Origin of the sequence: Pseudomonas mohnii (assembly GCF_900105115.1) — a bacterium.
GTDB classification, from domain to species: Bacteria; Pseudomonadota; Gammaproteobacteria; order Pseudomonadales; family Pseudomonadaceae; genus Aquipseudomonas; species Aquipseudomonas mohnii.
This window is the reverse complement of sequence record NZ_FNRV01000001.1, coordinates 4045294-4061914: the sequence shown is the minus strand read 5'-3', so window position 1 is coordinate 4061914 and position 16621 is coordinate 4045294. Positions and strand designations below refer to the sequence as shown.

Annotated in this window: 16 protein-coding genes; 7 read left to right on the top strand and 9 right to left on the bottom strand. The window is 60.9% G+C overall.

Going from position 1 to position 16621, the window contains the following annotated elements; all coding sequences use genetic code 11:
• Position 1: 1 nt before the first annotated feature.
• Positions 2-1273: a glutamate-5-semialdehyde dehydrogenase gene (locus tag BLV61_RS18865; RefSeq protein ID WP_047533743.1), complete on the bottom strand. Its 1272-nt coding sequence runs from the start codon at positions 1271-1273 to the stop codon at positions 2-4.
• Positions 1274-1462: 189 nt separating this feature from the next.
• Here BLV61_RS18865 and BLV61_RS18860 point away from each other — a divergent pair, with 189 nt between their 5' ends.
• Both BLV61_RS18860 and BLV61_RS18855 read left to right on the top strand, forming a co-directional pair.
• Positions 1463-2161, top strand: coding sequence for a DNA-3-methyladenine glycosylase (locus BLV61_RS18860; protein ID WP_090466900.1), 699 nt, complete (start codon positions 1463-1465; stop codon positions 2159-2161).
• Positions 2162-2356: 195 nt separating this feature from the next.
• Positions 2357-3673, top strand: coding sequence for a bifunctional DedA family/phosphatase PAP2 family protein (locus BLV61_RS18855; RefSeq protein ID WP_090466898.1), 1317 nt, complete (start codon positions 2357-2359; stop codon positions 3671-3673).
• A 61-nt stretch (positions 3674-3734) separates the two neighbouring features.
• On the opposite strand, the gene BLV61_RS31330 is transcribed toward BLV61_RS18855, so the two are convergent.
• The 4 genes from BLV61_RS31330 to BLV61_RS18840 form a co-directional block, all read right to left on the bottom strand.
• A complete protein-coding gene (locus tag BLV61_RS31330) occupies positions 3735-3896 on the bottom strand; it encodes a hypothetical protein (protein ID WP_158249377.1) in 162 nt (53 codons plus the stop codon).
• A 117-nt stretch (positions 3897-4013) separates the two neighbouring features.
• The gene (locus tag BLV61_RS18850; RefSeq protein WP_047533753.1) at positions 4014-4604 is read right to left on the bottom strand and encodes an LON peptidase substrate-binding domain-containing protein; all 591 of its coding nucleotides are present in this window, start codon (positions 4602-4604) and stop codon (positions 4014-4016) included.
• A gap of 11 nt (positions 4605-4615) precedes the next feature.
• The gene (locus tag BLV61_RS18845) at positions 4616-5332 is read right to left on the bottom strand and encodes an LrgB family protein (RefSeq protein ID WP_047533755.1); all 717 of its coding nucleotides are present in this window, start codon (positions 5330-5332) and stop codon (positions 4616-4618) included.
• On the bottom strand, positions 5329-5694 hold the full coding sequence (locus tag BLV61_RS18840; RefSeq protein WP_047533756.1) for a CidA/LrgA family protein: 366 nt from the start codon (positions 5692-5694) through the stop codon (positions 5329-5331). Before BLV61_RS18840 ends, BLV61_RS18845 begins: the two co-directional genes overlap by 4 nt.
• Positions 5695-5888: 194 nt before the next feature.
• Here BLV61_RS18840 and BLV61_RS18835 point away from each other — a divergent pair, with 194 nt between their 5' ends.
• The 3 genes from BLV61_RS18835 (at position 5889) to BLV61_RS18825 (ending at position 8844) form a co-directional block, all read left to right on the top strand.
• Positions 5889-6344: a MaoC family dehydratase gene (locus BLV61_RS18835; protein ID WP_047533758.1), complete on the top strand. Its 456-nt coding sequence runs from the start codon at positions 5889-5891 to the stop codon at positions 6342-6344.
• A gap of 113 nt (positions 6345-6457) precedes the next feature.
• The gene (locus tag BLV61_RS18830; protein ID WP_047533764.1) at positions 6458-8176 is read left to right on the top strand and encodes a C13 family peptidase; all 1719 of its coding nucleotides are present in this window, start codon (positions 6458-6460) and stop codon (positions 8174-8176) included.
• A gap of 26 nt (positions 8177-8202) precedes the next feature.
• On the top strand, positions 8203-8844 hold the full coding sequence (locus BLV61_RS18825; RefSeq protein ID WP_047533767.1) for an oxidoreductase: 642 nt from the start codon (positions 8203-8205) through the stop codon (positions 8842-8844).
• 69 nt (positions 8845-8913) lie between these two features.
• Here BLV61_RS18825 and BLV61_RS18820 read toward each other — a convergent pair whose 3' ends face one another.
• The 4 genes from BLV61_RS18820 to BLV61_RS18805 all read right to left on the bottom strand — a co-directional run bounded on the left by BLV61_RS18820 (position 8914) and on the right by BLV61_RS18805 (position 13211).
• Complete coding sequence (locus BLV61_RS18820) at positions 8914-9198, bottom strand: YceK/YidQ family lipoprotein (protein ID WP_047533769.1); 285 nt, start codon at positions 9196-9198, stop codon at positions 8914-8916.
• Complete coding sequence (gene ubiX, locus BLV61_RS18815; protein ID WP_090466896.1) at positions 9191-9823, bottom strand: flavin prenyltransferase UbiX; 633 nt, start codon at positions 9821-9823, stop codon at positions 9191-9193. The genes BLV61_RS18820 and ubiX overlap by 8 nt, the downstream gene beginning before the upstream one ends.
• Entirely contained in the window at positions 9820-11169 is a 1350-nt protein-coding gene (gene mpl / locus BLV61_RS18810; RefSeq protein WP_090466893.1) for a UDP-N-acetylmuramate:L-alanyl-gamma-D-glutamyl-meso-diaminopimelate ligase, read from the bottom strand. Before mpl ends, ubiX begins: the two co-directional genes overlap by 4 nt.
• A gap of 128 nt (positions 11170-11297) precedes the next feature.
• Positions 11298-13211 (bottom strand): sigma-54-dependent Fis family transcriptional regulator, encoded by a 1914-nt coding sequence (locus BLV61_RS18805; RefSeq protein WP_090466891.1) that lies wholly within the window; start codon positions 13209-13211, stop codon positions 11298-11300.
• Between the two features lie 299 nt (positions 13212-13510).
• On the opposite strand from BLV61_RS18805, the gene exaC reads away from it, so the two are divergent.
• Positions 13511-15031, top strand: a complete 1521-nt coding sequence (gene exaC, locus BLV61_RS18800) for an acetaldehyde dehydrogenase ExaC (protein WP_047533778.1) — start codon at positions 13511-13513, stop codon at positions 15029-15031.
• Between the two features lie 194 nt (positions 15032-15225).
• Positions 15226-16596, top strand: coding sequence for an ethanolamine permease (gene eat, locus BLV61_RS18795; RefSeq protein WP_090466889.1), 1371 nt, complete (start codon positions 15226-15228; stop codon positions 16594-16596).
• The last annotated feature ends 25 nt before the right edge of the window (positions 16597-16621 follow it).

Below are 16621 nucleotides of genomic sequence, written 5' to 3'. Positions count from 1 at the left end.
GTCAGACCGACTCCTGTCCGCGCAGCTGTCCATCACCGACCACGACGTACTTCTCGCAGGTCAAACCTTCGAGGCCGACCGGGCCGCGGGCGTGCAGCTTATCAGTAGAAATGCCGATCTCGGCACCCAATCCGTATTCGAAGCCATCGGCGAAGCATGTCGGGGTGTTGATCATCACCGACGACGAGTCGACTTCAGCCACGAAACGCCGGGTGTCGCCCAGGTGTTCGCTGACAATCGAATCGGTGTGGTGAGAGCCGTAATGGTTGATGTGCTCGATGGCCTGCTCCAGCCCGTCGACCACGCGGATCGACAGGATCGGCGCCAGGTACTCGGTGCCCCAGTCTTCTTCAGTGGCCGGCAGCGCTTCGATGATTGCCCGCGTACGATCGCAACCGCGCAGCTCGACGCCTTTTTCGCGGAACTGGGCAGCCATCGGCGGCAGGAAATCCTGGGCAACGGTTTGGTCGACCAGCAGCGTCTCCATCGCACCGCAAATGCCGTAGCGGTAAGTCTTGGCGTTGAAGGCGATACGCTGGGCTTTCGGCAGGTCGGCGTGGGCACTGACATAAACGTGGCAGATGCCGTCCAGATGCTTGATCACCGGCACGCGGGCATCGCGGCTGACCCGTTCGATCAGGCCACGGCCGCCACGGGGCACGATGACATCAACGTATTCCGGCATGGTGATCAATGCACCAACGGCTGCACGATCGGTGGTTTCGACCACTTGTACCACCGCCGCCGGCAAATCGGCTTCGGCCAGACCGCGCTGGATACAGGCGGCGATGGCACGATTGGAATGAATGGCCTCGGAGCCGCCACGCAGGATGGTCGCGTTGCCAGACTTCAGGCACAGGCTGGCGGCGTCGATGGTCACGTTCGGTCGCGATTCGTAAATAATCCCGATGACGCCCAAAGGCACGCGCATTTTGCCGACCTGGATACCCGAAGGCCGATAGCTCATGTCGCGGATCGCACCGACCGGGTCCGGCAACGCCGCGACCTGGCGCAGACCGACGATCATGCCGTCGATACGCGCAGGGGTCAGCGCCAGGCGTTCAAGCAGCGCCGGCTCCAGACCAGTGGCGCGGCCGGCTGCCAAGTCCAGCTCATTGGCGGCCGTCAGCTCGGCGCGGGCAGCATCCAGCGCATTGGCAGCCGCCTGCAAGGCGCGGTTTTTCTGCGCGGTGCTGGCACGGCCGATAACGCGGGAAGCCTCGCGGGCAGCGATCCCCAAGCGGGTCATGTAGTCAAGAACGGACTCAGTCATGGTCTGGCGTGGTCTTTTCCAAGGTCGTGGTAAAGAGTAAAGCGGCAGATTATAGCTGTCGCGTCCACCGACTAACAGCGGTGACGGGCGGATGGTCGAAATGGAGGGCAATTTGCCGACGTTCAGCCGGGATTAAGCTGCAAATTGTTATCATCACGACTCAATCAGCCCTGATAAACGCCGTTCATCATGACTAATCTGACTGTTCGTGAGTCCGCCGCGAGCCTGCCCAAGGGCCTCCCGGACGCTTTTTTCGACCGTGACGCCCAAACGCTGGCCCGGGATCTACTGGGCAAAGTCATCCGCCATCGGGTCGGCGACCTGTGGCTCAGCGCCCGGATTATCGAAACAGAAGCCTATTACTGCGAAGAAAAAGGCAGTCACGCCTCCCTCGGTTACACAGAAAAGCGTAAGGCTTTGTTTCTGGATGGCGGCCACATTTATATGTATTACGCCCGTGGCGGCGATTCCCTCAACTTCAGCGCTCAAGGCCCTGGCAACGCGGTGCTGATCAAATCCGCCTACCCTTGGGTCGATGAGGTCAGCGGACCGGCGAGCCTGGCGCAGATGCTCTTGAACAACCCCGACGCCCAAGGCCGCCCTCGCCCCTCGCAGAAGCTGTGCGCGGGGCAAACATTGCTTTGCAAGTCCTTGGGACTGAAGGTGCCCGTCTGGGATGCAAAGCGCTTTGATCATGATGTACTACTGGTGGAAGACGTCGGCCAGTCCCCTCCCCATATCATCCAGGCCACGCGCCTGGGCATTCCTCAAGGGCGTGACGAACACTTGATGTACCGCTTCGTGGATGGGGCCTATGCCGCCCATTGCACGCGGAACCCGCTGCGACGGGGGCAGGTCGAAGGTCGCGATTATTTTGTGCTGTCCTGAAATTGACTCAGACTTGATGCAAACAGAAATCCCCTGTGGGAGCGGGCTTGCCCGCGATGAGGCCATACCCGTCTATCGATGTCGACTGGCCTACCGCTATCGCGGGCAAGCCCGCTCCCACAGGGTTCGGTGACGTCTTTACCAGAGCTGTGTGGATTCAGCAGGATCAATTGAACATTCAATGGAGTTGTCTTTATGGGCCCATGGCTCGATAGCGTGACGGCCTGGTTGACGGTCAACCCGCAATGGCTGGCAGCGGCAGTATTCATCGTGGCCTTCGTGGAGTGCCTGGCGATTGCCGGGCTGATCGTCCCCGGCACGGTTTTGTTATTCGCCGTGGCAGTGCTGGCCGGCAGCGGTGCGCTGTCGTTGAGCGAAACATTATTGCTGGGCTTCCTCGCCGGCGTACTGGGCGACGTCGTGTCCTATTTCCTGGGACGGCATTTCCATCAGAACATCCGTCGCCTGCCCGGATTGCGCCATCACCCGGAGTGGATCGCCGGGGCCGAGTCATACTTCCAGCGCTACGGCATTGCCAGCCTGCTGGTCGGGCGTTTCATTGGCCCCTTGCGGCCCATGCTGCCGATGGTCGCCGGGATGTTCGACATGCCATTCCCACGCTTCTTCGCTGTCAGCCTGCTGGCGGCGGCGGGATGGTCGGTAGCGTATCTACTGCCGGGTTGGGCCACCGGCGCGGCGATTCGCTTGCCGTTGCCCGAAGGCTTCTGGCTGCAGGCGGGCATCGTCGCCGGCAGTATTGCAGTCATGGTGGGACTGAGCGCGACCAGCAGCCTGCGTCGCCACCGCAAGGCCACGATGTTCATTGCAGGCATGAGTGCTCTGATTCTGGCAGGGTTGTTTATCGGCTATCCGCACCTGACGGCCCTCGACCAGGGGGTTATGGCCCTGGTACAGGAGCACCGCAGCCCGATGCTCGATGAAGTGGCCGTTGTCTTCACGCTGATTGGCGAATTCCGCAACATGCTGCTGTTCAGTGCCTTGCTGGTCGGGCTACTGCTGATCACCCGCCAATGGCGTCCGGCGATCTTCGCCGGCAGCACGCTGATGTGCACCGCACTGGCCAACACCTTGACCAAGCATTTTTTCGCCCGTGTGCGCCCGGAAGTGCTCAGCGACCCACTGACCAGCTACAGCATGCCCAGCGGCCACGCGTCAGGCTCTTTCGCGCTGTTCCTGACCCTCGCCGTACTGGCCGGCCGCGGGCAGCCACCACGGATGCGCCTGACCTGGCTGCTGGTGGGATGCCTGCCGGCGCTGGCGATTTCCCTTTCCCGCGTCTACCTCGGCGCGCATTGGCCGACGGATATTTTGGCCGGGGCGATGCTGGCGGCATGCGTCTGCGCGACGAGCCTGTGGTTGATCCAGCGTCAGACTTCGCTCAACGCCCTGCCGCCCAGGGTATGGTGGCTGGTATTGCCGGCGCTGGTGGCGCTGTTCGCATTCTTCGTGATCCGGCATTTGCCGCACACCATGCTGCGGTATGCCTATTAAAAAAGAACCCCGGCCTGACAGGCCGGGGTTCTTTTTTGAACCGTATTCAGTTCATCAACGATCAAGCACTTTGACGCTTGCGCATCTCAAGAATCAGAGCATCAGCAAGCCGACCTGCCGTGGCTGCGGTGTCCTCAAAAGATTGCCCGAGGCTGGCATGTTTAAGCATGTAGCCCACAGCAGCAGCTTCCCAAGCGGCGCGTTCGGTTGTGTAGATAGTCATGATTTTAATTCCTTTTAGTAATGAAATTGGCCACTTCGTGTGGACCAACCGCAAACTAAATAAATCCTTGGCGCCCTTCAATGCTGGCAACCTGACCGAATCGTTGCCAATTGCTGCTCAGGCAAACAATTCCCCTTGCAACTCGTCCAGCAACGCCTGAATCGCGTCAAGTCGTTGCTGCGGATCATCGAGTTGCAGCAGGTCGATCTTGTCCACTTCGGCGAACGGCAAGAGGTAAGCCAACTGATTGGCCAACGACTGTTGGCCGGTCGCTTCCGTGCCCATGTTCAGCGCTTCGACCATCGGGTGTTCGGCCAGCGCCTTGAGCAAGGCCATCAGATCGGCGTCCTCATCCTGTAGTGGTTGCTCGGGCTCATCTTCCAGCCACTCGACCTCGGCGACGGTCAACTGATCGCGCTGAACCTCGGTGCGCAACACATGGAATCGCCGACCGCCCTGGACTCGAATCCCGAGCAGGCCGTTGTCCTGCTGCTTGAAGTCGGTGATCAGCGCCTCGCATCCGACCAGCGCGTAACCCGCCGGAGCGATGCCGACTTCTTCGCCGTCTAGAATGCACACCACACCGAAGCCGCCGCCCTGCTTCATGCAGCGACCGATCATGTCCAGGTAGCGCGCCTCGAAAATCTGCAAGTCGAGGACGCAGCCAGGAAACAGCACCGTATTCAGCGGAAAAAGCGGCAGACTCATAGACATTTCCTTCAAACCACTATCGACACCGCCAACGGCAGGAACACCGCCGTGGCCACGCCCATCAAACTCATCGCCAGCGCCGCGAACGCGCCGCACTCTTCACTTTCCTGCAAGGCCACCGACGTGCCAACCGCGTGAGCGGTCATGCCCAGCGCCATGCCGCGTGCCTCGGGGCTGTGGACACCGAGCCGGGTCAGCAGGCTCGGGCCGAATATCGCCCCGATCACACCCGTGATCAACACGAACACCGCCGCCAGCGCCGCGACACCGCCGATTTGCTCGGCCACCAACATGGCAATCGGCGAAGTCACCGACTTCGGCGCCATGGTCATCAGGATCATGTGTTCGGCACCGAACCACCAGCCCAACAGCACGCCCATGCCCGTAGCCACCACGCCGCCTATCACCAGCGTAGTAAAAATCGGCCAGAACAACTGCCGAATCCGCCGCAGGTTGAGATAAAGCGGGACGGCCAGCGCGACTGTCGCCGGGCCGAGCAAAATGCTGAGAATCTCGGTGCTCTTGCGGTACTCGGCGTAGGTCAGCCCGCAGCCCACCAGCACACCGATCACCAGCAACATGGAGACCAGCACCGGCTGCAAAAAAATCCAGCGGGTTTTCTCGAATGCGGCCAGTACCAGCTGATAGGCGCCGAGGGTAATGCCGATACCGAACAATGGATGGTGAATCACCGACGTCCAGGCGCCGTACCAGTCAAGGATCATTGGTTGTCCTCGGGATGGTGAGCATGACGCTTGATCAAGCGCTGCATCAGCACGCCCGCGAAGGCCATGGACAGCAGCAGCGACAACACCAAGGCTCCCGTGATGGCCCAGAAATCAGCGGCAATGTCTTTGGCGTAAACCATCACGCCCACCGCCGGCGGCACCAGCAGCAAGGGCAAATATCGCAACAGGCTGCTGGCCGCCAGGTTCAGCGGTTCACCCACCTGACCACGACTGATCAGAAACACCAGCAACAGCAGCAGACCGACAATCGGCCCCGGCAGCACTGGCAAAAACAAATGGTTTATCGCGGTGCCGAGCAATTGGAACAGCACCAGCCAGGTCAGGCCACGTAACAACATTCTTCATCTCCCGCAAATCCGTCACCCGCATTGGCCCGGGCATTATAAGCACGCCGGCGCTATAGACCGGCATTCGCCAAAAGCATGGTCGGTTGACCGGAGCAATTTGCCATGTTGATCTAAAGTGGTAAGCCGGGAGGCCAAAAATCCCCCCATTCAAAACTATAAAACCGATGAACCCAAGGAGAGTCTCAATGCCCTATGTTCCAGTTGCAGAGCTCAATGATTATGTCGGCAAGGAACTTGGACGTTCCGAATGGCTCACCATCGATCAGGAACGCATCAACCTGTTCGCCGAAGCCACAGGGGACTATCAGTTCATCCATGTCGATCCGGTCAAAGCCGCGCAAACGCCCTTTGGCAGCACCATAGCCCACGGTTTCCTGTCCCTGTCACTGATTCCAAAACTGATGGAAGACATCCTCGTCATGCCCGAGGGCTTGAAGATGGTGGTCAACTACGGCCTCGATAGCGTGCGCTTCATTCAGCCGGTCAAGGTCAATTCGAACGTGCGCCTCAAAGTCGACCTGACCGAAGTCACCGAGAAGAAACCCGGCCAATGGCTGCTCAAAGCCACCGCGACCCTTGAAATCGAAGGCTCGGACAAGCCGGCGTACATCGCTGAGCCCCTGTCGCTCTGCTTCGTGTAAACCATCCCGGATGCGAAGCAGGCCGCACTGTTTCGCATCACCTCCTTTTATACCGACTGTATAAGGTCACATAGCTGCGGCATACTCCGTCGCCTAATTGCCCGGATCCTGCTATGCGCTCACTCGCACTCCTTGCCTTGACCCTGATGCTCACCGCTTGCGGCGACGGCGAATCGCCGCTGCCCCCTGACGCCCGCCTGCCGGATGGCGGACGCTATCGTGGAGATCTGGTCAATGGGCTGCTGCAAGGCCAGGGTCGCATCGATTACCCGAACGGCAGTTGGTATGCCGGTGAGTTCGACCAAGGCCAATGGCATGGCCAGGGCGAATGGCACGGCAGCAACGGCGAGGTTTATCGCGGGCAATTCAAGCAAGGGCTGTTCGACGGCCAGGGCAGCCTGACCACCAATGGCAGCAGCTTCACCGGTAGCTTCAAACTCGGACGCCGCGACGGCGAAGGCACCCTCAAAGAAAACGGCATGACCTACCGCGGCGAATTCAAAGCCGATCAGTATTCAGGGCTTGGCCGTCTCGAACTCGATGATGGCAGCGCCTATCAGGGCCAGTTCGCCCACGGCAAGCCCAACGGCGAAGGCCAGCGCGGGGACGGCAACGGCAATCAGTTCACCGGGCACTTCGTCGATGGACAGCTGCAAGGCAACGGGACGTTCAACAGTGCCGACGGCGACATTTATGTCGGCGGTTTCAAGAACAATCAACTGCACGGCAAGGGCCGCTACGAAAACGCCGACGGCGACGTCTGGCTGGGCCAATTCGAGGAAGGCTCGCTGAACGGCAAGGGCGAGTTGATCGGCGCCGATGGCAGCCATTACATTGGTCAATTCAGCGACTGGCGCTTTGCCGGCCAAGGTCGCCTGAACCTGCCTGATGGCAGTTTCTATATCGGCCAGTTCGACAACGACAGCTATTCCGGTCGCGGCACCCTGGTGCTGACGGACGGCACGGTACAAAGCGGTACCTGGATCAACGGCCAGCGCGTGCGCGATGCAAATGGCAAATTACTCCCCGACAGCCTCGAACTCGGCCTACTGGCCCAGGGCCGCCTGCTGGAGGACGCACTCAGCAATGTGCCGGCCTCGACTCCGGCCGTCGAGCTGTACACCTTGACCCTCGGCGGCGATGGCAAGCAGAGCGTGTTCCTGCGCGAATCCGACTACGTCGCCAACATGCTCACCAGCCGCTTCGGCGCCTTTGGCCAGATCCGCCTGGTGAACCATCGCGACCACCTCGTCGATCGCCCGATGGCCACCCGGGAAAACATGCGCCGCGCCGCCGTGACCCTGGCCGAACGCAGCGGGCCGGAAGACCTGATTTTCATCTACCTGACCAGCCACGGCACCAGTGATCACGAACTGGTGCTCGACCAGCCGCGCATGGAACTGGCCGATCTGCCGGCCGACGAACTGGCCGCCGTCCTGGCACCACTGAAAAACCGCGACAAGGTCATCGTGATTTCGGCCTGCTACTCCGGCGGCTTCATCCCTGCCCTCAAGGATGAACGAACCCTGATCATGACCGCCTCGCGGGCTGACCGCGTGTCCTTTGGCTGTTCGGAAGAAGCCAACTTCACTTACTTCGGCGATGCCCTGTTCGCCCAGGCCCTGAACCAGACCGATGATCTGGAACAGGCCTTCAAGCTGGCCAGGGCGACTGTCGCCGAGCGCGAGCTGGCCGATGGCTTCGAAGCCTCCGAACCGCAGATCTGGGCACCGAAAACCGTGCTCTCCCACTGGCAGCTGTTACGTAAACAACAGGCACGCAAAGCCCTGCAAAGTGCCGCCATTGAAAGCAAGGATACAAAGAACAACTAAGCTGATGGTATCAAGGGAGAAACACTATGTACTTGACGCCTCAGCACGTACTGCTTGCCGGAGCCACCGGGTTGACCGGTGAACATCTACTCGATCGCTTGCTCAATGAGCCGACCATTACGCGGGTTCTGGCGCCCTCACGCCGGGCGCTGGCCAAACATCCCCACCTTGAAAACCCGGTCGGCGACCCGGCCGTGTTCCTCCCGCAATTGAACGGTCGCGTCGACATCGCCTATTGCTGCCTGGGCACCACCATCAAGCAGGCAGGCTCGGAACAGGCGTTTCGCGCGGTGGACCTGGACATGGTGGTGGCCTTCTCCAAACGGGCGCGGGAAATGGGCGCCCGTCATCTGATCGTGATCAGCGCCTTGGGCGCCGATCCGAAGTCTCCGATTTTCTACAACCGGGTAAAAGGAGAGATGGAGCAGGCATTGCGCGCGCAGGACTGGCCGCAACTGACCATCTGCCGTCCATCACTGCTGTTGGGTGAGCGCACCGAACCGCGCCTGGCAGAGAAACTCGCCGGCCCACTGTCTCGCCTGATACCGGGCAAGTACCACGGCATCGAGGCCTGCCAAATGGCCCGCGCCATGTGGCGACTGGCGCTGGAAGAACAGGATGGAGTGCGGATTGTCGAGTCGGATGAGCTGCGCAAGCTCGGCAAATAGACTGACCAACTTGTGGCGAGGGGGCTTGTCGGAACGCCGCACCGCCCCTCGCCGCAGAAGCCGGCTTTCCTACAATCCGCCTGTCGCCTGAAAACTGACCCCGATCACAGTCAGCAACGACAAAGGCAGCAGCAGGGTGTCGAGCAGTGCGCTGGCCGGCAGGTCGACGCCGGGATAGCTCGGCGCTTCGGCACCGAAGCGGTCCATCGCGCAACAACCACCGTTCATCGCATACAGATCCAGCCGAGTCCCTGAGTACACCACCGGCGCACCCGGCTTCGCGGCATCCAGCGTGCGCGCGGTGGCGCACCCGGCCAACTGCAAGGCGAGAACAATCGTCAGAAACTTATTCATCGCTGGTCAGATGGTGTTCGCCCCAGCGCGGCAGCATGTCTTGCGGAATATTCAACAGGTTGAGAATGCGCGCCACGACGAAATCGATCAGGTCGTCGATGGTTTGCGGCTGATGATAGAAGCCCGGCGATGCTGGCAGAATAGTCACGCCCATGTTCGACAACTTGAGCATGTTTTCCAGGTGAATGCTCGAATACGGCGCTTCACGGGGCACCACGATCAGCTGGCGACGCTCCTTCAGCGTCACATCGGCGGCACGTTCGATCAGGTTGTTGCAGGCGCCGGTCGCGATGGCTGACAACGTCCCGGTAGAGCACGGCACCACCACCATCGCCGCCGGTGCGCCGGAGCCCGAGGCCACCGGCGACATCCAGTCTTCCTTCCCATACACCCGAATCTGCCCCGCCGCAGCGCCGGTGTATTCGGTGAGGAAGGCCTGCATCATCTGCGGTTTGGCCGGCAGCGTGACGTCGGTTTCGGTGGCCATCACCAATTGCGCGGCCTTGGAAATCAGAAAGTGCACTTCCCGCTCTTCGCGCACCAGGCAGTCGAGCAGGCGCAAGCCATACTGGGCGCCGGAAGCGCCTGTCATCGCCAGGGTGATGCGGTCCGGGCCGTTGTTCATTTGAGCGCCTCGGCGAGTTTGCCGTGCAGGCCGCCAAAGCCACCGTTGCTCATGATCACCACGTGAGTGCCGGGCTGGGACTGACTCTTAACGCGCTCAATGATGCCTTCGAGCGAATCACTGACGATCGACGGCACCGTACACAGCGCGGCGGTGCCCGCCAGATCCCAACCGAGGTTGGCCGGTGCGTACCAGATCACCTGGTCGGCATCGACCACGCTTTCCGGCAAACCATCACGGTGCGCCCCGAGCTTCATGGAATTGGAGCGCGGCTCGATGATAGCGATCAACGGTGCATCGCCAATGCGTTTACGCAAGCCGTCGAGCGTGGTGGCGATGGCGGTCGGATGGTGAGCGAAGTCGTCATAAATAGTGATGCCGCGCACCTCCGCGACTTTTTCCATGCGACGCTTCACGCTTTTGAAAGCGCTCAAGGCGGCGATGCCCATGGACGGCACCACACCGACGTGACGTGCAGCCGCCAGTGTGGCCAGTGCGTTGGCAACGTTGTGCTGGCCGGTCATGTCCCACTCGACCACGCCCTGGGAAGCACCTTCGAACATCACTTCGAACTTCGAGCCGTCTTCGCTGAGCAGCTTGACCTGCCACTGGCCGCCGGCACCCGTGGTTTGCACCGGGGTCCAGCAGCCCATCTCGATGACGCGTTGCAAGGCGGGCTCGGTGGTCGGATGAATGATCAGGCCTTCACTCGGGATGGTCCGCACCAAGTGATGAAATTGCCGCTCGATGGCCGGCAGATCAGGGAAGATGTCCGCGTGATCGAACTCCAGATTGTTCAGGATCGCCGTGCGCGGACGGTAGTGCACGAATTTGGAACGCTTGTCGAAGAACGCACTGTCGTACTCATCGGCTTCGATGACGAAGAACGGCGTATCACCCAAACGCGCCGACACCGAGAAATTCTGCGGCACACCGCCGATCAGGAAGCCCGGGCTCATGCCCGCATGCTCCAGCACCCAGGCGAGCATGCTACTGGTGGTGGTTTTGCCATGAGTACCGGCAACGGCCAGCACCCAGCGACCTTGCAGCACGTGGTCCGCCAGCCATTGCGGACCGGAAACATAGGGCAGGCCTTTGTTCAGTACATATTCCACGGCGGGGTTGCCACGCGACATGGCGTTGCCGATCACCACCAGGTCGGGGGCCGGGTCCAGTTGCGACGGGTCATAACCCTGGGTCAATTCAATGCCCTGAGCCTCGAGCTGGGTGCTCATCGGCGGATAGACGTTGGCATCGGAGCCCGTCACGTGATGGCCCAGCTCTTTGGCCAGAACCGCCATCGAACCCATGAAAGTGCCGCAGATACCAAGAATATGAATGTGCATAGTCGACCTCGTAAAACATGGCCGCAGGTTAGCTTAGGGAGGGGAAAATCGCACCTTGTGTTTCAGCCCACGCTGATGGCTGGACCGGTGGAAGCACGACTTTCCGTGCTCCCACCGATTGGCTGGCCCTAGCGGGCGATACCGTGTTTGCGCAGTTTTCTGTAAAGCGTGTTACGGCTGACTCCCAGTTGCTCAGCCGTGTGGGTCATGTGCCAACGCGTTTGCTCCAGCGCATTCAACAGCGCCAAGCGTTCGGCATCTTCCAGCGGATGTTCGGCAGGCTCTTCAATGACCGGTCGAACCGCCGGTCGGGTCTGGCGAATCATCGCCGGCAAATCGTCCAGCACAATCCGCCCGCCCTCGCACAACGCGGCCAATGTCCGCAGCACGTTGCGCAACTGCCGCACATTGCCCGGCCAGGCGAAATCCAGCAGGGCCTGGCGGGCCGGCCCGTCGATCACGACCGGTTCTGCGCCCGCCTCTTCGGCCAGCAAAAAGTCCAGCAGTTGCGATTTGTCACTGCGATCGCGCAATGCCGGCAGCGCGACCTCCAGCCCGTTGAGTCGATAGAACAGGTCCTCACGGAAACTGCCTTCCTGCACCCGGTCCAGCAGATTGCGGTGCGTGGCGCTAATGATCCGCACGTTGACCGCCTCCGGCTCGCCACCGATCGGCACCACCTGACGATCCTCCAGCACCCTCAACAGGCGCGTCTGCATCGCCAGAGGCATGTCGCCGATCTCGTCGAGGAACAAGGTGCCTCCATCGGCCTGTTGCAACTTGCCGCGCATGCCTTCCTTGCGCGCCCCGGTGAAACTGCCGCCGCGATAGCCGAACAGCTCGCTCTCGATCAGGCTTTCCGGGATGGCGGCGCAGTTGAGGGCGACAAACGCCTTGTCCGCCCGTTGACTGGCGCGATGGACGGCTTTGGCAAACGCCTCTTTACCCGAGCCGGTTTCACCGTTGATCAGCAATGGCACGTCCCGTTCGTACACCCGCAGGGCCTTGCGGAAATCCGCCTGCAAACCGGCATCGCCCAGGCAAATACCCGATGACGGCGCACGCTCCTCAACCACCGGACTGGGCGCCAGTGGCACTGGCACGCGGCGCGGCTGCCCGCGCAATACGGCGAACAGCTTGCGCCCGTCACGGGTGCGCAGCGGCCAACTGGCGCTGGCATTGGCGCTCGCACGGCCAAGCAACTCATCCAGCGAACAATCGAAAAATGCCTCAACCGGCTTGCCCAGCAATCCACCGCGCACATGGCCCAGCAGGTTCAGTGCGCTCTGATTGACCGCGCAGATTCGCCCCTCCCCATCGAACGCCAGCAACCCTTCGCTGAACAGCCCGACGGACTCGGCCTGCAAATGAAAACGCAGCAGCCATTGGTTATCGAAGTAACGCAGGAAATAGCAGCTCTCGATCATCTTCGCCGAAAGATTGACCAGGGCCATCGTATGGAACTGACTCTGACGCGACACCTCATGCCGCGCCGACGAGACGTCGAGCACCGCCAGCAGCTCGCCGTGGGGGTCGAACACCGGGCTTGCCGAGCAGGTCAGGCCGGTATGACGGCCGCGGAAGTGCTCGTCCTGGTGGATGGTCAGCGACTGGCGCTCCACCAGGCAGGTACCGATGCCATTGGTGCCCTCGCAGGCCTCGCTCCAGTCGGCGCCGAGCCAGAGCCCGGCGCGCTCGAAAATCTTCCGTTCGGCGGGCGCCGTCACACAGTTGAGGATCACACCACGCGCATCGGTCAGCAGCACTGCATGGCCGGCGCCGGAAAGCTGTTGATGCAGGCTGGTCATTTCACTGCCGGCGATGTGCAGCACTTGCTGCAGGCGTTCACGGCTTTCGAGGACGCGTCCATGTTCCAGCACTGTCGGCGCCATGCTCAGGGCCGGATCAAGGTGATAGTCCTCGAGGCAGCGCAGCCAGGAGCGGGCGATGGACGGATCGCTGCCAGGACCGTGCAGATGGGCTTTACCCTGCGTCACGGTCAGCACTTGCTGGGCATGGCGACTCAAATGGTTGTCGTGCATTTCTTATTATTCTCCCCGGGGCTCGGCGACCCGTGTTGAGGTGATGCCGAGCATCCTCCAGCCTAGCCTGCATTGCAATGTCGGCAAGACCGGCCAGTCACAGGCTGTGCCACAAACGGTACAAAGTGTCACAGGCACTGTACCGAAAGCGTCACAGACACCGCCCGCCCGTCCGACAAAAATCGCCCAAGGCCTTGATTTGCCTGACCTGCAAGGCACTGGCCCGACCCTTGCTCTACGCTTATAGCAAGCGCACATGCGCGTCTCTCTTATAAGTACAAAAGCCAAGGAGAACTATCATGCGTTACGCTCACCCCGGTACTGAAGGCGCTATCGTTTCGTTCAAGAGCAAATACGGTAACTACATCGGCGGCGAGTTCGTCGCGCCTGTCAAAGGTCAGTACTTCACCAATACCTCGCCAGTCAATGGCCAACCGATTGCCGAATTCCCGCGTTCCACCGCCGAAGACATCGACAAGGCCCTGGACGCCGCCCACGCGGCCGCCGATGCCTGGGGCGCCACGTCCGCCCAGGCACGCTCGCTGGTGCTGCTGAAAATTGCCGACCGCATCGAACAGAACCTCGAACTGCTGGCAATCACCGAATCCTGGGACAACGGCAAAGCCGTGCGCGAAACCCTCAACGCCGACATTCCGCTGGCCGCCGACCACTTCCGCTACTTCGCCGGTTGCATCCGCGCCCAGGAAGGCAGCGCTGCCGAAATAGACGGCAACACCGTGGCCTATCACATCCATGAACCGCTGGGCGTGGTCGGGCAGATCATCCCTTGGAACTTCCCGATCCTGATGGCCGCCTGGAAACTCGCCCCGGCCCTCGCCGCCGGCAACTGCGTGGTGCTCAAGCCTGCCGAACAAACCCCGCTGGGCATTACCGTGCTGGTCGAGCTGATTGGCGACCTGCTGCCACCGGGCGTACTGAACATTGTGCAAGGTTTCGGTAAAGAAGCCGGCGAAGCCCTGGCGACCAGCAAACGCATCGCCAAAATCGCCTTTACCGGCTCGACGCCAGTCGGCTCGCACATCATGAAATGCGCCGCCGAAAACATCATTCCGTCCACCGTGGAACTGGGCGGCAAGTCGCCGAACATCTTCTTCGAAGACATCATGAAGGCGGAGCCAAGCTTCATCGAAAAAGCCGCCGAAGGCCTGGTGCTGGCGTTCTTCAACCAGGGTGAAGTCTGCACCTGCCCGTCCCGCGCGCTGGTGCAAGAGTCGATCTACGACGAATTCATGCAAGTGGTGATGAAGAAGGTCCTGCAGATCAAACGTGGCGACCCACTGGACACCGACACCATGGTCGGCGCCCAGGCGTCCGAGCAGCAATTCGATAAAATCCTTTCGTACCTGGAAATTGCCAAGGGCGAAGGTGCTGAACTGCTGACCGGCGGCAAAGTGGAAAAACTCGAGGGCACCCTCGCGACCGGGTATTACATCCAGCCGACGCTGCTCAAGGGCACCAACAAAATGCGGGTGTTCCAGGAAGAAATCTTCGGCCCGGTCGTGAGCATCACCACCTTCAAGGACGAAGCAGAAGCCCTGGCCATCGCCAACGACACCGAGTTCGGCCTGGGCGCCGGCCTCTGGACTCGCGACATCAACCGCGCCTACCGCATGGGCCGTGCCATCAAGGCCGGTCGTGTGTGGACCAACTGCTACCACCTGTACCCGGCGCACGCCGCGTTTGGCGGTTACAAGAAGTCCGGCGTCGGCCGTGAAACCCACAAAATGATGCTCGATCACTATCAGCAGACCAAAAACCTGCTGGTGAGCTACGACATCAATCCGCTGGGCTTCTTCTAAAAACCGCGGCGACACAGGGATTCTGTGTCGCCTTTCCAGCAGCCATCGCGAGCAAGCTCGCTCGCGATGGCGCCTTCAATGGCACAACACAAAAGGCTGGCCGCTCTGGCACGGGCCTTGCCTGCCCGCATTACACGCAAAAGCCTCTTCCGAAAGTCCAAAAGATCAAACAATAAAAAAGACAGCGAGGACTTATGACTTCTACCACACAGCTCAAACCCACACTCGGCACCCTGCATTTATGGGGCATCGCCGTCGGCCTGGTGATTTCCGGCGAATACTTCGGCTGGAGTTACGGCTGGGGCACCGCAGGCACCCTGGGTTTCCTCGTCACCGCCCTGATGGTGGCGACGATGTACACCTGCTTCATCTTCAGTTTCACCGAATTGACCACCGCCATTCCCCACGCGGGCGGGCCGTTTGCCTACAGCCGGCGAGCCTTTGGCGAGAAAGGTGGCTTGATCGCCGGCATCGCCACCCTGATCGAATTCGTCTTTGCGCCCCCGGCGATCGCCATGGCCATCGGCGCCTACCTCAATGTGCAATACCCGGAACTGGACCCGAAAATCGCGGCGGTAGGCGCCTATTTCGTGTTCATGACCCTGAATATCCTCGGCGTCAGCATCGCGGCCACCTTCGAACTGGTGGTCACCGTACTGGCGGTCGCCGAATTACTGGTGTTCATGGGCGTCGTTGCACCAGGGTTCAGCTTCAGTAACTTTGTGCTCAATGGCTGGTCCGGCTCCAATGAGTTCACGATGGCCTCGATTCCGGGCATTTTCGCCGCCATTCCTTTCGCGATCTGGTTTTTTCTCGCCATCGAAGGCGCAGCCATGGCTGCCGAAGAAGCCAAGGACCCGAAACGCACGATCCCCAAGGCCTACGTCAGCGGCATTCTGACCCTGGTGTTCCTGGCCATCGGCGTAATGGTCATGGCCGGCGGCGTTGGCGACTGGCGTCAACTGTCGAACATCAACGATCCGCTGCCCCAAGCCATGAAGGCCGTGGTGGGCAACAATTCAAGCTGGATGCATATGCTGGTGTGGATAGGCCTGTTCGGTCTGGTGGCAAGTTTCCACGGCATCATCCTGGGCTATTCGCGGCAGTTCTTTGCGCTGGCCCGCGCCGGCTACCTGCCTCGCGGCCTGGCCAAGCTTTCGCGCTTCCAGACGCCGCACCGAGCGATCCTTGCCGGCGGCGTCATCGGCATCGCGGCAATTTACAGCGACGGCCTGGTCAACCTGCAAGGCATGACCCTGACGGCAGCGATGATCACCATGTCGGTTTTCGGCGCCATCGTGATGTACATCATCAGTATGCTGAGCCTGTTCAAACTGCGTAAAACCGAGCCGAACCTGGAGCGCACCTTCCGTGCGCCAGGCTATCCGATCGTGCCGGGTATCGCGCTGTTTCTCGCCGTGGTGTGCCTGGTGGCGATGGCCTGGTTCAACACCTTGATCGGCCTGGTTTTCGTCGGATTCATGGCCGCCGGTTACCTGTATTTCCAGTTGACCGCCAAGCAACGCTCCGAAGCTCCGGCGGACGCCATGCTCGAAGGCGTCTGAGTTGCACCGGCGCCGGGCTCCTGGC